11 protein-coding genes and 1 pseudogene are annotated in these 12,965 nt (G+C 70.3%); 9 read left to right on the top strand and 3 right to left on the bottom strand.

All coding sequences use genetic code 11. The features are described from left to right. Positions 1-119: 119 nt before the first annotated feature. Positions 120-563 carry a DUF3052 domain-containing protein gene (locus ACH4U8_RS03390; protein ID WP_360310549.1) on the top strand — a complete coding sequence of 148 codons (444 nt, stop codon included), beginning with the start codon at positions 120-122 and terminating at the stop codon, positions 561-563. 158 nt (positions 564-721) lie between these two features. On the opposite strand, the gene ACH4U8_RS03385 is transcribed toward ACH4U8_RS03390, so the two are convergent. Next, complete coding sequence (locus ACH4U8_RS03385; protein WP_395775707.1) at positions 722-1,666, bottom strand: maleylpyruvate isomerase N-terminal domain-containing protein; 945 nt, start codon at positions 1,664-1,666, stop codon at positions 722-724. 442 nt (positions 1,667-2,108) lie between these two features. Here ACH4U8_RS03385 and ACH4U8_RS03380 point away from each other — a divergent pair, with 442 nt between their 5' ends. The 5 genes from ACH4U8_RS03380 (at position 2,109) to ACH4U8_RS03360 (ending at position 6,200) form a co-directional block, all read left to right on the top strand. Next, entirely contained in the window at positions 2,109-2,567 is a 459-nt protein-coding gene (locus ACH4U8_RS03380) for a peroxiredoxin (protein WP_360310545.1), read from the top strand. A 146-nt stretch (positions 2,568-2,713) separates the two neighbouring features. Beyond that, positions 2,714-3,289 (top strand): TerD family protein, encoded by a 576-nt coding sequence (locus ACH4U8_RS03375; RefSeq protein ID WP_360310543.1) that lies wholly within the window; start codon positions 2,714-2,716, stop codon positions 3,287-3,289. 196 nt (positions 3,290-3,485) lie between these two features. Beyond that, positions 3,486-4,064 carry a TerD family protein gene (locus ACH4U8_RS03370; protein WP_026219140.1) on the top strand — a complete coding sequence of 193 codons (579 nt, stop codon included), beginning with the start codon at positions 3,486-3,488 and terminating at the stop codon, positions 4,062-4,064. A gap of 150 nt (positions 4,065-4,214) precedes the next feature. Beyond that, positions 4,215-5,357 carry a DUF475 domain-containing protein gene (locus ACH4U8_RS03365; RefSeq protein ID WP_395775706.1) on the top strand — a complete coding sequence of 381 codons (1,143 nt, stop codon included), beginning with the start codon at positions 4,215-4,217 and terminating at the stop codon, positions 5,355-5,357. Positions 5,358-5,507: 150 nt separating this feature from the next. After that, positions 5,508-6,200 carry a Tellurium resistance gene (locus ACH4U8_RS03360; RefSeq protein ID WP_360310539.1) on the top strand — a complete coding sequence of 231 codons (693 nt, stop codon included), beginning with the start codon at positions 5,508-5,510 and terminating at the stop codon, positions 6,198-6,200. Between the two features lie 70 nt (positions 6,201-6,270). Here the strand turns inward: ACH4U8_RS03360 and ACH4U8_RS03355 are convergent, their stop codons facing one another. Further along, the gene (locus ACH4U8_RS03355) at positions 6,271-7,524 is read right to left on the bottom strand and encodes a TerD family protein (protein ID WP_395775705.1); all 1,254 of its coding nucleotides are present in this window, start codon (positions 7,522-7,524) and stop codon (positions 6,271-6,273) included. Positions 7,525-7,774: 250 nt separating this feature from the next. Here ACH4U8_RS03355 and ACH4U8_RS03350 point away from each other — a divergent pair, with 250 nt between their 5' ends. The 3 genes and pseudogenes from ACH4U8_RS03350 (at position 7,775) to ACH4U8_RS03340 (ending at position 12,294) form a co-directional block, all read left to right on the top strand. Continuing rightward, a complete protein-coding gene (locus ACH4U8_RS03350) occupies positions 7,775-8,962 on the top strand; it encodes an HpcH/HpaI aldolase/citrate lyase family protein (RefSeq protein WP_395775704.1) in 1,188 nt (395 codons plus the stop codon). Between the two features lie 85 nt (positions 8,963-9,047). Beyond that, positions 9,048-11,479, top strand: a pseudogene (locus ACH4U8_RS03345) (phosphoribosyltransferase). Continuing rightward, entirely contained in the window at positions 11,476-12,294 is an 819-nt protein-coding gene (locus tag ACH4U8_RS03340) for an HAD family hydrolase (protein ID WP_360310533.1), read from the top strand. The pseudogene ACH4U8_RS03345 and the gene ACH4U8_RS03340 overlap by 4 nt, the downstream one beginning before the upstream one ends. A 70-nt stretch (positions 12,295-12,364) precedes the next feature. Here ACH4U8_RS03340 and ACH4U8_RS03335 read toward each other — a convergent pair whose 3' ends face one another. Continuing rightward, the gene (locus tag ACH4U8_RS03335) at positions 12,365-12,844 is read right to left on the bottom strand and encodes a hypothetical protein (RefSeq protein WP_360310531.1); all 480 of its coding nucleotides are present in this window, start codon (positions 12,842-12,844) and stop codon (positions 12,365-12,367) included. Positions 12,845-12,965: the final 121 nt, after the last annotated feature.

The following is a 12,965-nucleotide window of genomic DNA, read 5'->3' as shown; positions in this document are numbered from 1 at the left end:
GCGTGGAGTGGCGTTTGCGCAAGTACGTGACCTGGGTACTTGCGCGAACAGCCTGGCGCGTGTGGACTTACGCGCGTGAGCCCCGAAGCGTTGTGGGGCCGGACAAGGGAGGTTGATTCGTGAGCGCGACCGCGGACCACGCGGAAGAGCGGGCCAACTCGGCTGCTCGACTTGGGTTCCAGCCCGGACAGGTGGTCCAGGAGCTCGGTTACGACGACGACGTGGACGAGGAGTTGCGCGAGGAGATCGCGGAACTCACCGGCAACGAACTCGTCGATGAGGACTACGAGGAAGACGTTGCCGACGTCGTTCTGTTGTGGTTCCGCGACGATGACGGCGATCTCGTCGACACCCTCGTGGATGCCCTCGCCACGCTCACGGATGGCGGCCATATCTGGCTGCTGACCCCGAAGACCGGCCGGGACGGATATGTAGAACCCTCGGACATCGGTGAGGCCGCGCCGACGGCGGGCTTGGCCCGCACGACGAGCTTCGGCGCCGTCAAGGACTGGTCGGCGACCCGTCTGGTGTCGCCCAAGGCGGTGCGCAGCGGCAAGAAGTAAACCGATGCCACTGCGGTAAGCAGACGAGCTGTACGGCTGCGGTTGGTGAGCAGCGAGTGTGAGGCCCCGGGCGGTGACTTTGGTCACTGGTCGGGGTTTTGCTGTTTCGGTGTGGTGGTGGCGGGTCGGGGCTGGGCGCTCCGGGTGTTCGGCGGCGTTCAGGGGCGGAAGCGGGGGAGGGTGGGCAGGAGGGCGGTCATTCGGCCGAAGCTGCCCAGGGCGGTTGCGGTCAGACGCAGCGCGGGGCCGCCCGGGAGGCCGGGGACGTGGTCCAGGAGCGGGGCCAGGGCGAGCAGGCCGGGCAGGTTGTGCGGCTTGAGGTCGCGTCGGGCGAGCAGGCCCGGGACGGCGCGGCGGCCTGCGGAGGCGTCCAGGAGCAGGGCGGCGGAGCGGGCCTCGACGGCGGGGAGGGTGGGGCGGCCGGGGGGTAGGGGGAAGACCTCCCAGCCGGTGCCGTCGGCGCCGGGGGCGGCGAAGCCCCAGCCGCCGCCGGGTACGGCCAGGCCGGTGCGGGCTCGGACGCCGTGGCGGGCGGCGAGGGCGCCGGTGATGTCGGCCAGGGCCAGGACGCCGGCGTCGAGGAGCGCGGGGGGCGGTTCGTCGGCGCCGCAGGGGGCCAGGTCGAGCGCGTGTACGGCCAGTTCGTAGGCGATCGCGCCGAGCTGGGTGAGGAGCGGGACGGGGCCTACCTGGGAACCGGTACGGGCCAGGGCCAGGGTCGGGTCCTGGGCGGTCGCGTCGAAGGCCGCCGCGAGTCGGGTGCGGCCGTCGTCGAGGGCGGCGAGCAGTTCCTCGGTCGTGGCGTCGCGATGGGTGTCGACCAGGCGGGCGTTGACGTCGTCCTGGTGCATCGGGGCGGTGTCGGGGGAGCGTCGACCGCTTGCCTCTGCGAGCAGGCGGGCCAGCAGGGGGGCCTCCGGCCAGGAGGCGAGGTGGGTGATCACGGCGCGGGCGTTCCAGCCGGGGAGGCGGGAGGGGGCGTCCGGGTCGACCTGGGCGGCCAGGTCGCGGAAGGCGTCCCAGGCGGTGAGGGCGCGTGCGCGTTGCTTGGGGGTGGGCATGGAGGCGGTGCCCCATGGGCCGCACACGGACTCGATCGACATGCTCGCATACTGCCCGTTGGGTCGGGGGGCGAACGCTGGGGGCCCGGGGGCGGGGTTGCCCTCAGGCGCCGGGCGGGCTGCCTTGGCCTCATGCGCCGGCCGGGCTGGGTTCGCCTCAAACGCCGGCGGGGCTGTTTCGCCTCAAACGCCGGCGGGGCTGATTCGCCTCATGCGCCGGCGGGGCTGTTTCGCCTCAAGTGCCGGTGGGGCTGAGTGGCGTCAAGTGCCGGCCGGGCTGGGTTCGCCTCATGCGTCGGTCGCCGGGCTGGGTGGCCTCAAGCCTTTGGTTGGGCTGATTCGGCTTGAGGGCCCGGAGGCTGCTTGGTCTCGAAGGTTGGTCGGGTTGGTTGTTCCGGTGGGCTGGGTGGGGCCGGGTGGTGGGGCGGGGGTGGTTAGGCTCGGGGGGAGAGGCGGATGGCGCCTGGGAGAAGGGGATTGCATCGTGGCTGTCGAGGTTGGTAGCAAGGCACCCGAGTTCGAGCTCAAGAACCAGCACGGCGAGGTTGTTCGGCTGGCGGACTTCCGTGGTGAGAAGAACGTTTTGTTGGTCTTCTATCCGTTCGCGTTCACCGGTGTGTGCACCGGGGAGCTTTGCGCGCTGCGGGACGACCTGCCGAACTACCAGAACGACGACGTGCAGGTGCTGGCCGTGTCGTGCGACGCGCCGTTCTCGCTGCGTGTGTTCGCCGAGCAGGAGGGCTACGAGTATCCGCTGCTCTCGGACTTCTGGCCGCACGGTGGCGTCGCGCAGGCGTACGGCGTCTTCGCCGAGGACAAGGGTTGCGCCGTCCGTGCGACCTTCGTCATCGACAAGGAGGGCGTGATCAAGTGGAGCGTGGTCAACGCGATCCCGGACGCCCGTGACCAGGCGGAGTACCTGAAGGCGCTCGCGAGCGTCTGATCCGGTGTAGGCCGGGTCGGGTCGGGGTACCCATGCCGCGGCGAGACTCCCGTCGGTCAGGAACTCCTGACTAGGATCGGCGCGTTGTCACGTCTGTAGGCGAAAATTCCGGGGCACCAGTTGCTCCATGAACCTTTGGAGGACTCGTGGGCGTCAGCCTGAGCAAGGGCGGCAACGTCTCGCTCTCGAAGGAGGCTCCGGGCCTCACCGCTGTTCTGGTCGGCCTGGGCTGGGATGTGCGTACGACCACCGGCACGGACTTCGACCTCGACGCGAGCGCGATCCTGCTCAACGGAGGCGGTCAGGCGCCGTCGGACGGGCACTTCGTCTTCTTCAACAACCTCAAGAGCCCCGACGGCTCCGTCGAGCACACCGGTGACAACACCACCGGTGAGGGCGAGGGCGACGACGAGGCGCTGAAGGTCAACCTGGCGGGTGTTCCGGCCGACGTGGAGCGGATCGTCTTCCCGGTCTCGATCTACGACGCCGAGACGCGGCAGCAGAGCTTCGGTCAGGTCCGCAACGCGTTCATTCGCATCGTGAACCAGGCCGACAACAAGGAACTCGCCCGGTACGACCTCACCGAGGACGCGTCCACGGAGACCGCGATGGTCTTCGGCGAGCTGTACCGCAACGGCGCGGAGTGGAAGTTCCGCGCGGTGGGCCAGGGCTACGCTTCCGGCCTGCGCGGTATCGCCAAGGACTTCGGGGTCAACGTCTGACCGGCGAGACATCAACGAACGCCCGCCGACCGCAGCCGCGGTCGGCGGGCGTTCGCCGTCCCGGACCCTGGTGGGTCGTGTGCAGATCGCTGTCGAAGATCCCCTCGGGCATGCCTTGAGCTGTGCAAAAAGGGGGTCCCGCCGGGTCGGGGGCATGGCAAGGTTGAAGCGAATGTACGACGATCAGGAGGAATCGATGGGGGTCACCCTCGCCAAGGGCGGAAACGTCTCGCTGAGCAAGGCCGCACCCAACCTCACCAATGTGCTGGTGGGTCTGGGCTGGGACGCGCGTGCCACCACGGGCGCCTCGTTCGACCTGGACGCGAGTGCGCTGCTGTGCGGTGGTGCGGGCAAGGTGCTCGGCGACGACTATTTCGTTTTCTACAACAATCTCAAGAGCCCCGAGGGTTCGATCGAGCACACCGGCGACAACCTCACGGGCGACGGTGACGGCGACGACGAGGTGATCCTCGTCGATCTGATGGCCGTTCCGGAGCAGGTCGAGAAGGTGGTGTTCCCGGTCTCGATCTACGACGCCGAGATGCGCGGGCAGACCTTCGGACAGGTCCGCAACGCCTACATCCGGATCGTGAATCAGGCGGACAACAACGAGCTGGCGCGTTACGACCTCACGGAGGATGCGTCAAGCGAGACAGCCATGATCTTTGGAGAACTTTACCGTTACCAGGGGGAGTGGAAGTTCCGCGCAGTAGGGCAGGGGTACGCTTCGGGCCTGCGGGGGATCGCACTCGACTTCGGCGTCAGCGTGCAATGAGTACGTGCTGACGGTGTGTGTCAGGGTCGGTCACCCGGTGGGGCCGGCCCTGACGCCTTTCCCGAGGTTTCTCGGGTGGGGGGAGTGAGGGCCGGTCTTCCTGATGACCCACCCGGAGATGCAATCCCCAGGTAGATAAGGACCTCATCCGTGGTAATCCGTACGTTCGGCTGGTCGTTCGGCGTGACGGTGGCCGGTCTCGCCGTCGCCGCTTATTTTTGGGGGGCGACCGGATTCGGCATCGTGCTGATCCTGTCGATCCTCGAGATCTCGTTGTCTTTCGACAACGCTGTAGTAAATGCCACCGTCCTCAAGAAGATGAATGCCTTCTGGCAGAAGATGTTCCTGACGGTCGGCATCTTGATCGCCGTCTTCGGCATGCGGCTCGTCTTCCCGTTGCTCATCGTCAGCCTGACCGCCGGAATCGGTCCGGTGGACGTCGTCGACCTCGCGTTCCACGACGACAAGATGATCGACGGGATGACCTACGCGCAGCACCTGGACGAGGCGCATCCGGCGATCGCCGCCTTCGGTGGCCTGTTCCTGTTGATGATCTTCCTGGACTTCATGTTCGACGACGAGCGTGAGCACCGGTGGATCGGCCCGCTGGAGCGCTTCACCGGCAAGCTCGCCAACTTCGATGTGCTCTCCACGCTGATCGCGCTGATCACCCTCGTGGTCGTGGCCCAGACGCTCTCGCCCGCGCACAAGGAGGGCACGGTGATGGTGGCCGGCGTGCTCGGCCTGATCGCCTACCTGGGTGTCGGCGGACTCTCGGACTACTTCGAGACGCACGGCACGCTGGCGCACATCAACGACGAAGAGGACGAGGACGAGGCGGGCGCGGAGCCGGCCAAGGCCGAGGGACGCGGCGGGCCCAAGCCCGTGCAGCTCGCCGCCGGCAAGGCCGCGTTCTTCATGTTCCTCTACCTCGAGGTGCTCGACGCCTCGTTCTCCTTCGACGGTGTGGTCGGTGCGTTCGCGATCACCCAGGACCTGCTGATGATCACGCTGGGTCTGGGCATCGGCGCGATGTACATCCGGTCGCTCACGGTCTACCTGGTGCGCCAGGGCACGCTGGACGACTACGTCTACCTGGAGCACGGCGCGATGTACGCGATCGGCGCCCTGGCGAGCATCCTGCTGCTGTCGATCAAGTGGGAGATCCACGAGGTGATCACCGGTGTGATCGGGGTCGGCTTCATCGGCGTCGCGCTGATCTCCTCGATCATGCGCAACAAGCGGATCGGTCACGTTCCGGGGCAGAACGGCGAGACCAAGGCCGAGGCCTAGCCCGCCGGCCGCAGGTGACGCGCAGGACCACGACCGGTACCGCGCCCGAGCAATTCGGGCGCGGTACCGGTTTTTTCGAGCCCGGTTATGTTGTGTACTGAAGCCGCCACTACGCGTACGCGTGCCGGCCGGGGGACCAGGGAGGGCTTGATGCCGCTTTTCGACTGGCGTCGGGGATTGATCGAACGCGAGCCCGAGCACGGCGGGCACAAGGTCGCGCTGACCCGTTCGACGCCCGAGGTCTCACTGACCCAGGCCGGTTCCGCGACCGGGACGCTGCGGGTCAATCTGCACTGGAATCCGCAGGTCGAGGAGGCGCCGCCGAGACAGCGCAGCGGGGGTCTGTTCCGGCCCCTCGCGGTGCAGGCGCCGCCGTTGCCGCAGAAGATCGACCTCGACCTCGGCTGCATGTGGGAGATGAGCGACGGTTCCAAGGGCGTGGTCCAGGCGCTGGGCAACCTGTACGGGTCGTTCAGTCAGCCGCCGTATGTCCGGCTGGACACCGACGACCGATCCGGATCGGCGTCGGGCGAGACGTTGTTCATCAACATCGACCAGGCACGCAACGTGCGCCGGTTGTTGATCTTCGTCTACATCTACGAGGGCATCCCGGCGTTCGATCAGGTCAACGGGGTGGTCACGCTGTTCCCGAACGCGGGTCTGCCGATCGAGGTGCGGCTGGACGAGCATGCCCGCGAGGCGCACACGTGCGCGGTCGCGGTGGTGGAGAACCACGGCGACGAGATCGTGGTCCGGCGCGAGGTGCGCTACGTGCACGGCTACCAGGCCGAGCTGGACCGGCAGTACAACTGGGGGCTGCTGTGGGCGCGCGGCTACAAGTGAGCGGGCGCCGGTGGACCGCACCGGGCCCGGCTGCCGCCATCCGCGGCGGCAGCCGGGCCCGTGGGTGGGCTCAGCCCTGGAACTGCGGGCCCTGCGGCGGCGAGTCCAGCCGGCGCAACTGCGGCGGGCCGCCCTGACCCTGCGGCGGGGTGCCCTGGTACTGCTGCGGCGGCATGCCCATGCCCTGTGCCGGGGTTCCGGGCGGCATCGGAGCGCCGTGCGAGGGCGTGTACGGCCCGGGGGGCTGCGGCACGCCGTGGGCCGGCGAGTACTGGCCCGGCGCGGGTAGCTGCGGGCCGCCCGGCGGCATGTGCATCACGCCCGGCGGGGTCTGGAAGGCCATCCCGTGGGCGGGCGTGCCGGGTCCCGGGAAGCCCTGCGGTGGGGTGCCGCCCATGGCGGGCGGCGGCGGGAGCGGCGCGCCGCCGGCGGGGGTGTGCGGGTAGCCGGGCGGCGGGCCGCCGATCGTGTGCGGTGCCGGCGGGGGCGGGATCATCGGGCCGTCGTGGCGCGGCGGAGGCGGCGGCACGGGCGCGCCGCCGTACGGGGTGTTGCCGGAGATCGGCAGCACGCCCTGCGGCTGCGCCGGTGGTGTCGGGGCGGGCGGCGCGGGCAGCGTGCCCTGGCCGTACTGCGGCAGGACGGCGGTGGGCGCCGGTTCCTGGTACGCGGGCGGTGCCGGCGGCCCGTCGCGGAGCATCGGGGGCGGCGGCGGGGCCGGCGCGGTCGGCGGGGACTGGTGCACCGGCGGCAACGGCATCGGGGCCGGTGCGGGTGCCGGGGCGCTCGGCTCGTCGTCGACGCTGATGCCGTAGTCGGTCGCCAGGCCCGCGAGACCGCTCGCGTAGCCCTGCCCGACCGCGCGGAACTTCCACTGGTCGGCCCGCCGGTAGATCTCGCCGAAGACGAACGCGGTCTCGGCGTCGGCTCCCGTGATCGGGAAGTTGAGCAGCTCGGCGCCGCCGTCGGCGTCGTACAGTCGAAGGACGAGGCCGGGCACCGAGCCGATCGTGCCGCCGTCCGCGGATGCGGCCACGATCACGTGTTGCACATCGTGGCCGAGCGCGGCGACGTCCACCCGGACGCCGTCGGTGCAGCGGTTCGGAGTGGTGTTCTTGCCCTCGTGGACGACCGTGCCGGACGGGTGCCGGGGCTGGTTGTAGAAGACGAAATCGGCGTCGTCGCGCACCTTGTTGTTCGCGCCGAGCAGCAGCGCCGAGGCGTCCATGTCCGGCACACCGGCTCCGGGCCGCCATTCGAGCACCACGCGCACGGACCGGGCCGGGAGGGCCGTATTCGCTCCCTTGGACATCACCTGGGTCATGCGCCCATCCTGCCGTCCCGAAGGAGCTGCGCTCAACGTGGGGCGGGCTCGTGACGATTGTGTGAACACATGGTCCTATAACCGGATCGTACGCCTTCGATTTTGCTTTTCGGTTACCGTAGGCAGCGCCTGCCGGCGGCTCACCGGCCGGGCGCGAATGCGCCTTTTTCGTACCACCGGGCGCGTACGGGTTTCCCGCCCCGACGCGCCTTTGCCACCACCACCGTCAGTCGAGGGGGATCAGATCACGATGCGGCATTTCGGCTACCTGGACGATGCGGTCCGCGATCATCTGTTCCACCGCCCGCCGGAGACCTTCGACCGGGACAGCGACGCCGCCGTCCTGGCCGCCGCCCTCGGCGCGACGTTGTACAGCCCCGCGACCCGCCGCACGCTCGCGGCGGACATCGTCAAGCAGGCCGCCCGCGGGGTGACCTCGATGGTGTTGTGCCTGGAGGACTCGATCGACGACCGCGAGGTGGTCGGCGCCGAGCAGAACCTGGTCGAGCAACTGGCCGAGTTCGCCCGCTCCGGGGTCGAGGGCCCGCTGCTGTTCATCCGGGTCCGCCACCCGGAGCAGATCACCGACCTGACCGAGCGGCTGGGCGACGCCCTGGACGTGCTGTCCGGATTCGTGCTGCCCAAGTTCGAGCCGGACAGCGGTACGCGCTACCTCAAGGCGCTGGACGAGGCGATCACGCTCAGCGGACGCCGGCTGTACGCGATGCCGGTGCTGGAATCGCCCTCGATCGCCTACCTCGAACACCGGCGCGCGGTGCTCGCCGAACTCGCCGAGCTGGTCGCCGCGCACCGGGATCGCATCCTCGCGGTCCGGATAGGCGCCACCGACTTCCAGTCCGCGTACGCGCTGCGCCGCTCGCGCGACCTGACCGCGTACGACGTGCATCTGGTGGCCGGCCTGATCGGCGACATCGTCAACGTGTTCGGCCGCGCGGACGGCACCGGACACGTGATCAGCGGGCCGGTGTGGGAGTACTTCCCGCAGGGCGAGCGCCTGTTCAAGCCGCAGCTCCGGCGCACCCCGTTCGCCGAGGCCGAGGATCCGGACGAGGCGGTCGAGCTGCGTACCCGGCTGATCTCGGCCGACCTGGACGGGCTGATTCGCGAGCTGGAACTGGACAAGGCCAACGGTCTGCTCGGCAAGACCGCGATCCACCCCAGCCACGTGGCGGTGATCCACGCGATGTCGGTGGTCACGCACGAGGAGTACTGCGACGCGACCGACATCCTGGCCGAGAGCGCGGCCGGCGGCGGGGTGCTGCGCTCGGCGTACACCAACAAGATGAACGAGGTGAAGCCGCACCGGGCCTGGGCCCAGGCGATTCTGCGCCGGGCGCAGGCGTTCGGCGTCGCGGGCGAGGAGGTCACCTTCGTCGACCTGCTCGCGGCCGGCATGGAGTGCATCGGCACGGGGTGAGAGGGTCGTCGGGGCCGGATGCCCCGCGCGGTGGGATTCGATCGGGTAGCGAGGAAAGCGGGTTCGGGCGTTGAGTGAACATCGGATGGAAACCTGGTCGGGGAGTTGGGTCGCCGAGCGACTCGACGTGGCGCTCGCGGGGGACGGGCTCGACACGCTGGTCGGGCTCGCGCTGCGCCGTAATCCGCGTCGGGCCCACCTGCTGGTGTCCACCGTGCTCGGCAAGCACATTCCGCAACTGCCCGCGGTGGTCCACGACGCGGGCCGCGCGCTGGGCGCACGGGTGGCGAGCGTGTTGACCGGCGAGCCGACGCCGGTGGTGCTCGGCTACGCGGAGACCGCGACCGGCCTCGGGCACTGTGTGGCCGAGGCGCTGCCGGGGGCGACCTACCTGCACTCCACCCGACGTCCGGTGGCCGGGGTCGCGCCGTTCGGCGCGTTCGAGGAGGAGCACTCGCACGCCACCTCGCATTTGATCCTGCCGCGTGATCCGCAACTGCTGGCCGGGACCGGGCCGTTGGTGCTGGTGGACGACGAACTCTCCACCGGGCGCACGGTCGCCAACACGATCCGGGCGCTGCACGCGGTGGCGCCGCGCGCGCACTACGTGATCGCGGCGCTGATCGACGTGCGCGGTCCCGCCGACCGGGCCGAGGCGGAGGTGTTCGCGGCCGAACTCGGCGCCCGGGTGGACGTGGTGGCGCTGGCCGCCGGCACCGTCGAACTTCCCGAGGACGTGTTGGCGCGCGGCACCGCACTGGTGGCCGAGCACGACGGCGGCCGGGTGAGCGGCGGCGGGTCCGGCACGGTGCGCACGCTCGACCTGGACTGGCCCGCCGGGTTGCCCGACGGCGGCCGGCACGGATTCACCGGGGCCGATCAGGACGCGCTGGAGCGGGCGTTGCCCGCGCTGGGCGCCGCGTTGGCCGAGCAGGTGGTCGGCCGGCGGATCCTGGTGCTCGGCTTCGAGGAACTGATGTACACGCCGCTGCGGTTGGCCCGGGCGCTGGCCGAGCACGTGGCGGCGGACGTCGAGGTGCGCTACTCGACCACGACCCGCTCGCCGGTGCTCGCGGTCGACGATCCCGGCTACGCGATCCGTACCCGGTTGGAATTCCCGGCCCACGACGATCCGTCGGACGGTCCCGGCGCCCGCTACGCGTACAACGTGGCGGCCGGCATCGATCCCGCACGACGGTTCGACGAGGTGCTGATCGTCGTCGACTCGGTCGCCGACACCCCCGAACTGCACGCGCCCGGCGGGTTGCTCGCCGCGCTGTCCCGGGTCACCGACCACGTCGGTCTGCTCGTCGTCCCCTCCTTCACCCCCGAGGTGCGCAGCTCATGAACCACCAGCCGAGCCCACCCGGGCACGACACCGGCAAGCTGCCGGACCCGCTGTACGGGCCGGCGTTCTCCTCCTACGCCGCCGACGAGGTCGCCTGGCTGCTCAAGGACCTGTCCGCGGTGGAGTTGGAGGCACCGCTGGAGGAGCGCGAGGAGGCGATCCAGCACGCGGGCGCGCACTACGCCGAGTCGTTGCCGATCGAGTACCAGCCCTCGCCCGAGTATCAGGCGCTGTTCCACGCGGCATCGGACGCCTCGGCGGACCGGATCGCACACGCGGTCGGCGTGGTCACCGAGACCATCCTGGCCGAACGCGGCCGGGACGCGGTGCTGGTCTCGCTGGCCCGCGCGGGCACCCCGGTGGGCGTGCTGATGCGCCGCTGGGCCCAGCGGGCGCACGGCCTCACCCTGCCGCACTTCGCCGTGTCGATCGTGCGCGGACGCGGCATCGACAGCACCGCGTTGCGTTGGCTGGGACGCGAATTCGATCCGTCGCGGATCGTCTTCGTGGACGGGTGGACCGGCAAGGGCGCGATCACCCGGGAGTTGTCCGACGCGCTGGAGCTGACCGCCGAGACCACCGGCATGCGCTTCGACCCGGAACTGGCCGTGCTCGCCGACCCGGGCTCGTGCGTGCGCACCTACGGCACCCGCGACGACTTCCTGATCCCGTCCGCGTGTTTGAACTCGACGGTGTCCGGGCTGGTTTCGCGCACCGTGCTGCGGGACGACCTGATCGGTCCGGACGAGTTCCACGGCGCGAAGTTCTACGCCGAGTTGGCCGACGCAGACGTCTCCGGTCTGTTTCTGGACACCGTCGCCGAGCGCTTCGCCGCGGTGGCCGAGGACGTCGCGCGCGATCAACCGGTACTGGCCGCGAGCGACCGGGCGCCGACCTGGGAGGGCTGGCGGGCCGTCGAGCGGATCGGCGTCGAGTACGAGATCGAGAACATCAACCTGATCAAGCCCGGCGTCGGCGAGACCACCCGGGTGCTGCTGCGCCGGGTCCCGTGGCAGATCCTGGCCCGCAAGGGCGTCGGCGCGGAGCTGGACCACGTGCGAATGCTCGCCGCACAGCGCGGGGTTCCGGTGGTCGAGGTGGACGACCTGCCGTATTCGTGCGTCGGACTGGTCAAGCCCGGCTTCCGCCGGGAAGGGAGCCCAGCGTGAGTGTCGTGGTGGCCAGCGACCTGGACCGCACGCTCGTCTACTCCCGGGCCGCCGCCCGGCTGGGGTTGGCGGCGACCGACCCCACGCCCGAGTTGGTGTGCGTGGAGGAGTACGAAGGCGCGCCGATGTCGTTCGTCACGCGGGAGGCCGTCGCGCTGCTCGTCGAACTGGCCGAGCGGACCACCTTCGTGCCCACCACCACCCGCACCCGCGAGCAGTACGGCCGGATCGTACTGCCGGGTCGGGCACCGGAGTTCGCGATCTGTGCGAACGGCGGTCACCTGCTCGTGCACGGCGAGAGCGACCCGGACTGGCATGCGGGGGTGCGCAAGACCTTGGCCGCGAACGCCGCTCCGCTGCCGGAGGTGGTCGCCCACCTGGAACGGGTGGCGCTGCCCGAGTGGACCCACAAACTCCGGGTGGCCGAGGACCTGTTCACCTACCTGGTGGTGGAACGGGCGGAGCTGCCTCCGGAGTTCGTGCCGGAGACGACCGAGTGGGCGGCCGAGCGCGGCTACGGCGTCTCGCTCCAGGGCCGCAAGCTCTACCTGGTCCCGGAGGCGTTGACCAAGGGCGACGCGGTGCGCGAGGTGGCCCGGCGGGCGGACGCGGACGTGGTGTTCGCGGCGGGCGACTCGCTGCTGGACATCGAGCTGCTGCGCGCGGCGGACGCCGGGGTGCGGCCGGGACACGGCGAACTGGCCGAGACGAACTGGTCGGCGCCGCACGTCGAGGCGTTGACCGCACAGGGTGTGACGGCGGGCGAGCGGATCGCGGCCTGGTTGCTCGAGCGGAGCCGCCTGCCGGTCGAATGATCGGGCGCGGCCCGGGCGGCGCCTCGGGTGTTGCGGGCCCCTCGGGTGTTCCGGGGCCCGCCGGGGCGACTCAGACGCAGGCGCCGCGGACGGTCAGCAGTTCGGCCCGGGCGTGCAACTGCCGGCCGCACTCCATGTCGAAGGTGAGCTCGAAGCCGTCGCGCGCGGCCCGCACCCGGGTCAGTGCCACCTCGGTGAAGCGGTCGAGCGCGCCGCACAGCTCGTGCATGACCAGCCCGGTCGAGGACAGCCCGAGCACCGTGCCGTCGCCCAGGGTCACCAGGTCGCAGCCGCGATTGCCGGTCGCCGCCTGCGCGTCGGTCACCCGCAGCGGGCCTCGGCCGAGCGAGTGCAGCCAGGTGACCGCCTGGCGATGCAGCACCGCACGCTCCTCCTCGTACGCGAGGACCATCATGCGATGCATGTCGGTCATGTCGTTCGTGTGCAACGGCAGCACGGCGGCGGTGCGCGGGGCCCGGCGCAGCGCGCGCAGGCTCGGCAACGCGAGCACGAGGAGGAACACGAACAGCAGCATCAAGAGCACGGGCATGTGCGACTTCCCGGTGTCGGCAAGTGGTCGACGGCGCGGCACACGGGGTTTCGGACCCGTGAATAGGGACCTGAGTCCCGAAGTCGACCGGTCCGACGACTTTAAACCTTAAATTTCGGGA

This window comes from Embleya sp. NPDC020886 (assembly GCF_044333915.1).
Classification (GTDB): domain Bacteria; phylum Actinomycetota; class Actinomycetes; order Streptomycetales; family Streptomycetaceae; genus Embleya.
This window is presented reverse-complemented; position numbering and strand designations above follow the sequence as displayed.

Excerpts from the sequence above, each read along its gene's own strand:
- ACH4U8_RS03355 (WP_395775705.1), bottom strand. The coding sequence starts at position 7,524 with ATGACCCAGGTGATGTCCAAGGGAGCGAATACGGCCCTCCCGGCCCGG.
- ACH4U8_RS03385 (WP_395775707.1), bottom strand. The coding sequence starts at position 1,666 with ATGTCGATCGAGTCCGTGTGCGGCCCATGGGGCACCGCCTCCATGCCC.
- ACH4U8_RS03350 (WP_395775704.1), top strand. The coding sequence starts at position 7,775 with ATGCGGCATTTCGGCTACCTGGACGATGCGGTCCGCGATCATCTGTTC.
- ACH4U8_RS03335 (WP_360310531.1), bottom strand. The coding sequence starts at position 12,844 with ATGCCCGTGCTCTTGATGCTGCTGTTCGTGTTCCTCCTCGTGCTCGCG.
- ACH4U8_RS03370 (WP_026219140.1), top strand. The coding sequence starts at position 3,486 with ATGGGGGTCACCCTCGCCAAGGGCGGAAACGTCTCGCTGAGCAAGGCC.
- ACH4U8_RS03360 (WP_360310539.1), top strand. The coding sequence starts at position 5,508 with ATGCCGCTTTTCGACTGGCGTCGGGGATTGATCGAACGCGAGCCCGAG.